Source organism: Pyxidicoccus sp. MSG2, assembly GCF_026626705.1.
GTDB lineage: Bacteria > Myxococcota > Myxococcia > Myxococcales > Myxococcaceae > Myxococcus.
On the sequence record NZ_JAPNKC010000001.1, the window covers coordinates 6,357,286 to 6,367,758 of the forward strand.

Annotated in this window: 5 protein-coding genes; all 5 read left to right on the plus strand. The window is 73.7% G+C overall.

The window, feature by feature from the left end; genetic code table 11:
• Positions 1-17 precede the first annotated feature (17 nt).
• The 5 genes from OV427_RS24945 to OV427_RS24965 all read left to right on the plus strand — a co-directional run bounded on the left by OV427_RS24945 (position 18) and on the right by OV427_RS24965 (position 10,419).
• Positions 18-1,922 carry a lipase maturation factor family protein gene (locus OV427_RS24945; protein WP_267858666.1) on the plus strand — a complete coding sequence of 635 codons (1,905 nt, stop codon included), beginning with the start codon at positions 18-20 and terminating at the stop codon, positions 1,920-1,922.
• A 137-nt stretch (positions 1,923-2,059) separates the two neighbouring features.
• Positions 2,060-6,307, plus strand: coding sequence for a protein kinase domain-containing protein (locus OV427_RS24950; RefSeq protein WP_267858667.1), 4,248 nt, complete (start codon positions 2,060-2,062; stop codon positions 6,305-6,307).
• Positions 6,308-6,382: 75 nt separating this feature from the next.
• On the plus strand, positions 6,383-8,086 hold the full coding sequence (locus tag OV427_RS24955) for a HEAT repeat domain-containing protein (RefSeq protein WP_267858668.1): 1,704 nt from the start codon (positions 6,383-6,385) through the stop codon (positions 8,084-8,086).
• Between the two features lie 30 nt (positions 8,087-8,116).
• Positions 8,117-9,445 (plus strand): HD-GYP domain-containing protein, encoded by a 1,329-nt coding sequence (locus OV427_RS24960; RefSeq protein WP_267858669.1) that lies wholly within the window; start codon positions 8,117-8,119, stop codon positions 9,443-9,445.
• A gap of 113 nt (positions 9,446-9,558) precedes the next feature.
• A complete protein-coding gene (locus tag OV427_RS24965) occupies positions 9,559-10,419 on the plus strand; it encodes an Ig-like domain-containing protein (RefSeq protein WP_267858670.1) in 861 nt (286 codons plus the stop codon).
• The last annotated feature ends 54 nt before the right edge of the window (positions 10,420-10,473 follow it).

The window sequence follows — 10,473 nt, forward strand, 5'->3', positions numbered from 1 at the left end:
GCACACCACCTTTCCTCATGGTGGAGCGACTCCCGCGTGGGACGGCCTCACGGCCGCTCGTACTCTTCGATGGGGACTGTGGCTTCTGCCGCCGCTGGGTGGCGCGGTGGCAATTGAGCACGCGGGGGCGCGTGCGCTTCGAGCCGGGCCACTGGTGGCTCCGCTGGCCGCTCGGCATCCCCAAGGCGAACCTGCGGCGGGCCATGCAGTTGGTGGAGCCGTCCGGCCGCGTGTCGCAGGGCGCCGAGGCGGTCTTCCGGATGCTCGCCTGGTCGCCCCGGAGGGGAACGCGCGCGGTGGCGAGGCTGGGGCTGCTGCCCGGCGTGCTGCACGCGGCGCGCGGCGTCTACGCCGTCATCTCCCGCAACCGGCGCACGGCCGCGAAGGTGGACTCCTGGCTCTTCGGCCGCACGGTGGTGCCGCATGAGTACCGGCTGGTGCGCTGGGCCTTCCTCCGGCTGATGGGCGGCACGTTCTTCATCGCTTTCACGTCGCTGGGGCGGCAGGTGCTCGGGCTCTACGGCGCGCGCGGCATCCGCCCGGTGCGCGAGCGATTGGACGCGCACCTGAAAGGAGAACCCGGCTGGCAGCGGTGGCGGCTGACGCCTTCCGTGTTCTGGCTGGACGCGTCCGATGAGGCGCTGGTGCGTGGGTGCCGCGCGGGACAGTTGTTGTCGCTGGCACTCACCTTCAACCTCGCGCCGAGGCGCAGCGCGATGCTGCTGTGGGCGCTGTACCTCTCCTACGTGGCCGTGGGCCGCGAGTTCCTCTCCTTCCAGTGGGACGTGCTGCTGCTGGAGATGGGCCTGCTCTCCGCGCTCACCGCGCCCGGTGGCCTGAGGCCGGGCCTGGGCCGCGACGCGCCCTCCGCGCTGGACGTGTTCCTCTTCCGGATGCTCGTGTTCCGCCTCTACTTCGGCTCCGGCGTCAGCAAGCTCCAGTCGGGAGACCGGACGTGGCGCGAGCTGACGGCGATGGACCACTATTACGAGACGGCGCCGCTGCCCACGCGCGGCGGCTGGTACGCGCACCACCTGCCGCAATGGTTCCACCGCGCCACCACGGCGGCCACGCTCGGTCTGGAGACGGGGCTGCCGTTCCTCACCTTCGCGCCCCGGAAGGTGCGGCAGCTCGCCTTCTGGGTCTTCGCCGGGCTGCAGGGCACCATCGCGGCCACGGGCAACTACGGCTTCTTCAACGTCCAGGCCCTGGCGCTGGGACTGTGGCTGCTGGACGACGCGGCACTGAAGCGCGTGCTGCCGCTCGAGGCCGACGCGCCCGCCCGGCCCCGCCGCTGGTGGCGCACGGCGTTGTCCGCGGTGGTGGCCGCGCCGGTGGTGGCGCTCGGCGCGTCCGAGGTGCTCCGCCGCTTCGACTGGTGGCCGCGCCGCTCGGAGCGCGTCCTGGGCGCGCTGGGGTGGCTGGAGTCCCAGGCACGTCCGCTGCGCTCCGTGAATCCGTATGGCCTGTTCAGCGTGATGACGGTGGAGCGGCCGGAAATCCTCATCGAGGGCTCCGACGACGGGGCGCACTGGAAGGAATATCCCTTCCGTTACAAGGTCAGCGACCTGGAGCGTCCGCCCCGGTGGGTGGCGCCCCATCAGCCACGGCTGGACTGGCAGATGTGGTTCGCGGCGCTCGGCGCGCCGTCGGGTTGGTTCCTCGCATTGATGGGCCGGCTGCTGGAGGGCTCGCCCGAGGTGCTGAAGCTGCTCGAGGCCAATCCCTTCCCGGACACGCCGCCGCGCATGGTCCGCGCGGTGCTCTACGACTACAAGATGGCGGACCTGGAGGAGCGGCGCCGCACCGGCACGTGGTGGAAGCGCGAGCGGCTGGGCCTCTACGTCCCACCGCTGGCCCTGGCCCCGGGACCCCGTCCGACGGACCGCGTGCCCCGGTTGCAAAGGAATGCACAGGCGTAATCGTGGTGCGATAGCAAGTCGCGCCGCGGTGGGATGTGCAATGCCTTACATGGCGCGGTGCTCCATGAAGGCCAGACGTGCTCTCTCCGGTGGTGGAGTGGCTTTCCGGGTGGGGCAGCTAATAGCGTGCACGCGCGATGTCATCCGCGAGAGATTCCGCGTCGCTCATCTTTGGCAGATATGCCGTGCTGCGCCGGCTCGCCGTGGGCGGCATGGGGGAAATCTTCCTGGCCCGCCAGGTGGGGGTGAGCGGCTTCGAGCGCCCCGTCATCCTCAAGAGCCTGCTGCCGGACATGCTGGACCACGAGGGGTCGGTGGAGATGTTCCTCGACGAGGCGCGCGTGGCCGGCCGCCTCAACCACCCCAACGTGGTGTCTCTCTTCGAGGTGGGGGAGTGGCAGGGCACCTTCTACATCGCGATGGAATACATCGAAGGCGAGGACCTGGGCCGGCTGGCCCGTCATGCCCGCCGGGTGGGCACGCCCCTGTCGCCGCGCGTGTCCGCCGAAATCATCCGTGACGCCGCGCTGGGGCTGGACCACGCGCACCATGCGATGGATTCGCAGGGCGCCTTGTTGGAATTGGTCCACCGAGACATCAGCCCGCAGAACATCATGGTGCGGCTGGATGGGCTGACCAAGGTGGTGGACTTCGGCGTGGCGAAGGCGGCCAACCGCGCCACCCGCACGCGCACCGGCGTGCTCAAGGGCAAGCTGCGCTACATGTCGCCCGAGCAGGTTCGCAACGAGCCGCTCGATGGCAGGAGCGACCAGTTCGCGCTGGGCGTGGTGCTGTGGGAGTTGTGCACGCAGCGGCCGCTCGTCGAGGCGGAGAACCCCGCGCAGGCCATGCAGCAGATTGTCCTGCGGTCGGCGCCCCGGCCCTCGTCCCTCGTGGAAGGCATCTCGCCGTTGCTGGACTCCATCATCCTGCGGATGCTGGCCCTGCCGAGGGAGCAGCGCTTCAACCGGTGTGCGGACGTGGCGCGCGCCCTCCAGGCCTACCTGGACGACGTGCCCGCGCCTCCCGCCGGTGAGGTCTCCGCGGTGGTGACGCGCCTGGTGGGGGAGACCGTGCGCGCGCGGATGCGCGACGCCGCCGACGGCGTGGAGGCGCTGCTGGCGCGTGGCCCCGGCTCCAACGTCTCCTGCCCCAACTGCGGTCAGGCGACGAGCGGCATGGCGCGCTTCTGCCCTCACTGTGGCAGTGCGCTCTCTCCCCAGGCGGCGGCCGCCCGGCCCGAGGTTCCGGCCCCGCCCGAGCCACGCCTCCGCCCGCCTCCGCCTCCGTCCGAAGCCCTGGGCACCGACGTGCTGACCACGCCCGGTGGTGGCGCGCGCGCCACCGCGCTCGGTAATGGCGCGCGCGCCACCGCGCTCGGTAATGGCGCGCACGCCACCGCGCTCGGTAATGGCGCGCGCGCCCTCCCGCCACCTCCCCCCGAAGCCCTGGGCGCCGACGCGCCGACCACGCCCGGTGGCGGCGCGCGCCTCCTCCCGCCTCCTCCGCCGCTCCAGGCCCAGGGGACTGCTCCACCTCGGGCCGCCACGCCTCCGCCCCTCGACGGAGCACGCACGGCTCCTCCCGCCGGAGCACGGGCCCTCACACCTCCCCCGCTGCTCGCCGTGGCCCCGCCCGAGCCGACGACGCTGCAGGTGCAGGCCTCGCGCACGCATCCGGCCGAGGTCTCTCCCACCGAGACGCTCACCCAGCCCCTGGAGGCCGCGAACCTGGAGCACTCCGCGCAGCGGCCCACCGTCAACCTGCGTCCCGTGCCGATGGAGGCTGGCGCCCTCAAGCGCAAGCTGACCGTGGTGGTGGTGGGCGTCGAGGGCGCGGAGGCCCTGCGCCGGAGCCTGGGCCCGGAGGAGGGACTGGAAGCCGTCGGGCGGCTGCTGGACACCGCCGCCGCCGCCGCGGAGCGCCACGAGGCCGAGGTGGTGCAGCTCACCGAGGAGCGCTGGTGCTTCGTCTTCGGCCTGCCCTCGGCGAGCCGGGATGACCCCCTGCGCGCCGTCAGGTGCGCGCTCGACGTGCAGCGAGAGGTGGCGGGCCTGGGGCTGTCGCCACCGCCCGTGCTCCGGGTGGGCATGGAGTTCGACGTCGCCCTGGTGAGCAGCGGCCGTGGCCGCATGCCGTGGCGGGTGACGGGCGCGAGCCTCGACAGGGCGGCCTCGCTCGCCACCACGGCCGAGCCGGGCGAGGTGCTCGCCACCACCGCCGTCAAGGCGCTCCTGGAAGAGGAGGTGCGCTTCTCTCCCGCCGCGCTGCTGGAGGACGGGCCGGTCTGGCGCGTCGAGGGGCTCGGCGGGATGGCGCGCGCCACGCCCTTCGTCGGGCGCGCGGAGGCGTTGGTGGAGGCCGCGCGTTCCATGACGGGAGGCGCAAGGCTCTTCACCGGGGCCTCCGGCATGGGGAAGAGCCGCTTCCTGGAGGCGGTGGCCGAGCGCGCCGCGAAGGCCGCGCCCCTGCGCGTCGTGCACGCCCGGGCCGCGGACCCCCGCGCCGCCGGAGCCATGGGGCTGGTGCGCGCGGTGCTCGTCGGCGTGGCCCGGGAGCTGGGGCCCTCGCCCGAGAAGTCGCCGCTCCAGCCGCTCACCGCGCTGGGCTTCACGGAGGCGGAGACCGCGGCCCTCTGGAAGCGCCTCTCCCAGGGCGGCCTCTCGGGGCAGGCGCAGGTGGGGGACGCGACGGTGGCGGAGGCCCTCCAGCGCGCCGCGCGCCCCGCCGGGTTGCTGCTCTTGCTGGACGACCTTCACCGCGCGGATGGGGCCTCGCTGGAGCTGCTGGCCTCCGCGGTGTCCGGGCCCGGCGCGCGCGTGGGCCTGGTGGGCACGTGCACTCCGGACGCCATCCCCGCGCCGCTCGCGCCGCTGCCCTCGACGACGCTGCCCGGCCTGTCCCGGGTGGAGCTGCGCGCGCTGCTCACCGGGGCCCTGGGCGCGGCCTGCGGGGCGGAGGTGGAGCGGCTCGTCTCCGAGCGCTCCCAGGGCAGTCCCTCCTTCGCACTGGAGCTCGTTCGCGCGCTCGTCGAGCGCGGCACGGTGCAGCGGCTCGGCGGCACCTGGCAGCTGGCCGTGTCCCTCTCGGAGACGGTGCTGCCCGACAGCCTCGCGCTCGCGCTGGGCGCCAGGCTGGACCGGCTCCCGTCCGTGTCGCAGCGCTTCCTCACCCGCGCCGCCGTCGAGGGGAGCACCTTCTCCGTGGCCCTGGTCCACGCGTCGCTGAGGGCCGAGGACGGTGGCTTCGATGTCCTGGAGACGCTCGCCGCGGAGGGCTGGCTGGTGGCCGTCCCGGAGCGGCCCGGCACGTTCCGCTTCGCGCTGGAGCTGGGGCGGCAGGTGCTGCTGGAGCGGCTCACCCAGAGCGCGCTGCGCAAGGCGCACCAGGAGCTGGCCGACACCCTGGAGCGGGCGTCCTTCGCGTCGGAGCCCGCCCGGGAGGTGCGCATCGCGGAGCACCTGCTCGCCGCGGGCTCACCCGAGGCGGCCGCCGCATGCGAGCGGGCCGGTGAGTGGCTCTCCGCGCGCGGGGAGTGGCGCGCCGCCGCGGAGTACCTCCGGCGGGCCGTGGGAGAGGCACCCGGCGTCACCGCCTCCGTGCGTGCGTGGCAGCTCGGCGTGCTCGCGCGCGCGGCGGGGTGCCTGACGCACGTGGCCCCGGCCGCGGTGGAGGCCCTGGTGGCGCCGTGGCTGGAGCGCATCTCCCCCGACGAGGCGCCCGCGGCCTGGGCGGAGCTGGCGCGCCGTCAGGCCGTCGCGGAGTGCAAGCTGGGGCGGGTGGCGGACGCCGAGGTGCGCCTCACGCTGGCCCAGGGCCTGGCCTCCGTGGACCCGGAGGCCGAGGCCTGGGTGTTGGGCGACAGGGCCCGGGCGCGCGAGGTGCGCGGTGATGCCACGGGCGCGGTGGAGTTGCTCTTCCAGGCCTTCCAGCGCATGGGCGCGCGTCCCGCCCGCGCGCCGGACTTCTACTGGGAGCACCTCAACATGCTGGGGCGGCTGCAGCACCGGCTGGGGCAGACGGACCGGGCGCGCACCGCCTTCTCCCGCGCCTGTGAGCAGGCGCGCGCGGTGGGCAGCACGGCGGGGCAGGCGCGGGCGCTCTCCAACCTCGCCGGGCTGCGCATGCTGGCGGGCGAGCCCGCCGCCGCGATGGTCGACCTGGAGCGCGCGCTCGTCCTCGCGGAGCAGGCCGGCGACATCCAGGAGGTGGCCCGCATCCACTACAACGTCGGCCGGTTGCTGGGGGCCGGAGGGCGCGCGCCCGAGGCCCGCGAGCGCCTGGAGCGGGCGCGAGAGCGCGCACGCGTCGCCGGGTGGCGCGAGGGCGAGGCGCTGACGGCCCAGGCCCTGGGCGTCCTGGAGCAGCGGGCCCCGCGCCGTTGAGGGCCCAACACCGCCATTGCCCACGGGGCTCCCGTGGTTTGCGGTGATGAAAGGGAAGGAAGTAACTCCGGACCCATGGACTCCCCACGAACCCATCCACCTCACCGCCCGGCGGTGGGGAGTGAGCCTCCCGCCACGCCGGAGCAGGTGGCGGCGGCGGAAGTCGGGGTCGCCCTGCTGCGCGCGCTCAACGCGCACCGCTTCTACGCGGAGGGCAACGTCCGCGTCACCGAGTTCCAGCAGAAGCTGTGGGCCACGCTCCAGCACTACCACGGCGTGTCGGGCGGGGCGGCCGTGCTGCACGTGCGCTCCACCGGGTTGCTGGTGGGCGACGTCCCCGTCGCCGAGTTCGACTCGGCGCGCGACTCGCTCACCCGGCCCCTGTTCCTGGAGGGCGTGCGGGAGATTCTGCTCCAGCCCGGACTGGAGCAGGAGCCGCTGGGGGCCTTCGTCCTCATGTGGCACCGCGCCCTGCAGCGCTCGCTCCCGGACGAGCACGACTTCTATACGAGCTTCTGGGAGTACGGCTTCGAGGACCTCGAGCTCGTCGTCGCGGAGGTGCCGCCCCCGCTGGAGGCGGGCGTGGACCTGGCGGGCCACGAGGAGCAGCTCTTCTCCCAGTTCACCCCGCGCCACGCCCCCAGCCTCGGCGCCCCGAGCAAGTCCCTCGGACGCGACGAGTGGCTGGCGCACCTGGAGGCCGAGGTGCTCGCGCCGGTGAGCATGCAGGACCTCGCGCGCTCCGCGGCCCCGTCCTTCACGGGCATTCCCGACGTGGAGCTCGCCGAGCTGCGCGTGGGGCTGGAGCGGCCCGAGGGCGGATTGCTGGGGCGCGGCCTGCGTGTGGTGTGGGATCTGCTCGCCGTGTGCCGCGAGGACGAGCGCATGGAGCTGCTCGGCTGGGCGGAGGAAGTCCTGTCCGCGCTCATCTCACGCGGCCTGTGGGTGGAGCTGCAGCAGGGGGTGCAGGAGATGATTCGCGACGCGCGCGCCACCAGCGCGCGCGCGCCGGACCTGTACGCGCTCATGCGCCTGTTCATGAAGCAGCAGGTCCGTGGCGCGCTCGCCGTGGCGGCGGCCCGGCCTGGAGAGCTGCCCCGCCTGCTGGGGCTGCTGGACTCGCTGCCGCGTGACGCGTTGCTGGAGGGCCCGGAGCTGCTCTTCGCGCTGTCCTCGCCAGAGGCCCGGGCCGCGCTCGCGAAGCTCCTCGCCCGCCGGGGCGTGCCGCTGGGCGCGCTGGTGGCGCGGGTGGCGTCGCTGGGCGAGGTGGACGTGGAGTGGCTGAGGGCCCTGCTCGACGCGCCACCGCTGACCGCGGCGCTGCTGGGCCACCCCCTGCCGGCGGTGCGCCTGGCCGTGCTGGGCAGACTGGGCGCGAGGGAGGTGGAGGTCCACCGCGTCATCCTGCTGAAGCTCCTGGGGGATGCGACGTTGCCGGTGCGCCAGGCGGCGCTCGGGTTGCTCGTGCAGCACCAGGTGGAGGCGGCGGTGGGGCCGCTGGTGAGCCGGCTCCAGGCGCCACTGGAGGCCGAGGAGCGCAAGGCCGTGTTGCGCGCGCTGGCGGAGCTGGGGGGCGCGGCCGCCGCCGCCGCGCTCCGGCAGGCCTTCGAGCGTGAGCAGGATTTGGAGCTGAAGGCGCACTGCGCGCGCTGCATCGGCCTGCTGGGAGACCCGCGCGCCCGGCCCCTGCTGGAGGCGGTGGCGCAGAAGCCCTTCGCTCCGAAGGTGCTGCGGGATGCCTGCCGCAGGGCGCTCACCCAGCTCGCGCCGGTGGGCTGAAGCCGCTTCGAGGTTCCGGGGGGAACGGACATGACGACGACACAGGTGGGGCTCCGGCTCCTGGGCGCGCTGGTGCGGTGTCTGCACACGGTGACGCTGCACGAGGTGGACAACGCCGCGACGCGGGAGGCCATCGACGCGCTGGCGGTGCTCCTGGAAGGGGAGCTGCGCAACCGCATGGCGGTGGAGCTGCAGCTCGTGGGGGGCATTCCCTTCGTCGCCGGGGCCCGGCTGCGGCTGGGGGAGGAGCACCTGGAGACCGTCGTCGCGCTCCGCCGCTACCTGGAGCCGTTGCAGATACAGGAGCTCTCCTTCGGCGCCGGGGTGGGGCGCGAGGACCTGGGGCGCTTCCTGCACGCCTTCCAGAAACACCGCCGGAGCCGCAGGCCCCAGGCCATCCTCCAGGAGTCGTTGCACCCCATCCGCCTGGACTCCAAGGTCTCCACGCCGAGGATGGCGACGGCGCCGGAGGTGCTGGTGCGCTACTACGCGCGCCTGGTCGTCATGCTCAAGCACGTCATCACCTCCCAGGTGCCCGTGCGAATCGAGCGCTTCCGCCGCGTGCTGCAGCAACTGGCCGATGCCTCCGTGGGACAGGAAGCGCTGCTGGTCGGCCTCACCCGGTTCCGTCGCGCGGAGCTGGATGGAGGTCAGCACGGCGCCGCCGTGGCGGTGCTCACCCTGCTGATGGCGCGCCGGCTGGGCGTCGCACGCGCACCGCAGATGGAGCTGGCGCTGAATGGCCTGTTCCACGACCTGGGACGCGGGGCGGCGGTGCTCGGGCCCGAGCAGGAGCTGGACCGCGCCGCGCACGAGCTGCTGGCCCGCCGTGGCCCCTTGAAGACGGCGCTGCGGCTGCTCCAGCGTCCGCTCCTGCCCGGCCAGCTGGAGCGGATGGTGGCCGCGCATGACTGCATCCAGCACGTGAAGGGGGACGCCCACCAGCGGCCGGTGGGCATGGCGGGGAGGCTGCTGGCCGTGCCGTGCGCGTTCGACTTGCTGACCTTCCCCGCGGGCTCGCACCCGGGGCTTCCGCCAGACCAGGCGCTGCGGCTCATCACCCACCGCGCGGGGACGCGGTTCGACCCGCGGGTGGTGCGACTCTTCACCTCCGTGGCGGGCTTCTACCCGGTGGGGACGCTGGTGCGGCTGTCGGGAGGGCAGCTGGGCGTGGTGATGGACGTGCCCGCGTCTCCCGCCATGTCCGCCCGGCCCCGGATTCGCGTCATCCAGGACGCGAACCGGCTGGAGGCGGACTACATGGTCGACCTCGCCGAACCGGGCCAGCGCCTGGCCATCCTCGCGTCGCTCGACTCCACCGAGCATGACCTCAACGTGCCCCACTTCCTGTTCTCGTAGGGGACGCCTGCCCGGACGGTGGGGCTCCGGGCGGCACCCGGTGCGTGGAGCAGGCGTGCGGTCATGGACGGAGCGGGCCCCTTTTCCCACCGGGGTTCGCCCACGGCGTTAGGATGGTCGCTGCTCTCCGTCCCCTTCGTGCCGTGAAGACGCGCCTTCCTCTCCCTTCCGTCCTCGTTCTCGTCCTCGGGCTCCTGAGTGCCTGCGGGCCGTCCCCCGCCTCCATCACCGTCGAGCCGCTGCCGTCGAAGTACCTGCGGACGCCAGGGCAGAATGTGAAGCTGGAGTACGTGGTCCTCGACACGGAGGGCCAGCGGATGTCCGAGCCGAAGCTGCGGTGGACGAGCTCCGCCACGGACGTGGCCCTCGTGCAGGAGGGCGTGGTGACGGTGCGCAAGTCCGGGAAGACGACCATCGGCGTCACCGGCGGCAAGATTCGCACGGCGATTCCGTTGGACCTCACCATCCTCAACTCGCTCGACGTGAAGGCGCCGGGCGCGGACTTCATGGAGGTGAGTCGCATCATCAAGCTGCGCGTGGTGGCGAGGAACGAGCAGGGTGAGTTGCTCGCCGACGCGGCGCCCGAGTTCCGCTCGTCCGACGAGACGGTGGTGCGCGTGGAGGACGGGCAGCTCGTGGCCGTGCGTCCGGGCACCGCCACCGTCACCGCGGCGCTGGGGCACCTGAACCGCGCCATCGCGGTGCAGGTGGTGCCCCCGGACTTCGCGCGCCTGGGCCTCAACCTCACGCACCACGCCTTCCAGCGGCCGGGCCAGTCCGTGATGCTCCAGGCCAAGGCCTACAACCGCAACGGCGCCGTGCTGGAGAGCGTGCCGCTGGAGTGGTTCACCTCGGACGCCGCGGTGGTGACGGTGGCGCCCGATGGCCGCGTGACGGCGGTGGGGACCGGCCGCGCCGTCGTCTCCGTGGTCGCGGGCCGGCGGCGCTCGGCGGCGGAGTTCGTCGTCCCGTAGCGGGCTGTCGTGACGGCGGAGCGCGCCGCGGCTTCCGCCGTGGAAGGAGCGCGG

Bases quoted from the DNA above. Each gene is read 5' to 3' on its own strand.
- OV427_RS24955 (WP_267858668.1), top strand. From the start codon at position 6,383: ATGGACTCCCCACGAACCCATCCACCTCACCGCCCGGCGGTGGGGAGT.
- OV427_RS24960 (WP_267858669.1), top strand. From the start codon at position 8,117: ATGACGACGACACAGGTGGGGCTCCGGCTCCTGGGCGCGCTGGTGCGG.
- OV427_RS24965 (WP_267858670.1), top strand. From the start codon at position 9,559: ATGGTCGCTGCTCTCCGTCCCCTTCGTGCCGTGAAGACGCGCCTTCCT.
- OV427_RS24950 (WP_267858667.1), top strand. From the start codon at position 2,060: ATGTCATCCGCGAGAGATTCCGCGTCGCTCATCTTTGGCAGATATGCC.
- OV427_RS24945 (WP_267858666.1), top strand. From the start codon at position 18: ATGGTGGAGCGACTCCCGCGTGGGACGGCCTCACGGCCGCTCGTACTC.